The 551-nt window shown below is 73.3% G+C and carries 1 protein-coding gene; it reads right to left on the reverse strand.

Annotated elements, in window-relative coordinates:
• Positions 1-70: 70 nt before the first annotated feature.
• Positions 71-551: saccharopine dehydrogenase C-terminal domain-containing protein (locus AB6A65_RS16505; protein ID WP_371039482.1), on the reverse strand; the 481-nt coding region annotated here is incomplete at its 5' end.

Below are 551 nucleotides of genomic sequence, written 5' to 3' on the forward strand. Positions count from 1 at the left end.
CGAGTGATCTCGCCCGTTTCGCGACTGCGACAGGATCAGGGGCGCGCCCGCGCGGCGCGCCCTCGTCGTGTCAGGCGTGGTGCACGATCTCGAGATGCTGGGCGAGGCGTGCCACCTCGTCCATCCAGCGCGCCACCAGCGCGGGGTCCGAGGGCGCGGCCGAGACGCCAGGCCCGATCTCGCCCGCCGCGACCGAGCGCACCGCCTGCGCCACCATGTGGCTCACCAGCCGGCCCATCGCCGTGCCGTCCTCGTCGCCCCAGGCGTCCATGACGTAGGTGCGGTGCCAGACGGGCGCGCCCTCGCGGGTGGCCTCGAGGCTGACGCAGAGCACCACGCGGTCGGGCTCGCCGGGATCGTAGGCGTGCGCCTGCCAGAGCCGTTCCGACAGGTCGCGCAGCACCTGCTCGCCCTCGTCGCCCGGCGGCAGGCTTTCCACCGTGCGGAAGATGTCGGACCAGGCGTCCGACCAGCCCTCCAGCCGCAGGGTGCCGCGCACGAAGTCCTTCACCCGCCAGTCGGGGTCGAAGCCGTACTCCTCCATGAAGGGG

The sequence above is a fragment of the Rhodosalinus sp. FB01 genome, assembly GCF_041365715.1.
Classification (GTDB): domain Bacteria; phylum Pseudomonadota; class Alphaproteobacteria; order Rhodobacterales; family Rhodobacteraceae; genus Rhodosalinus.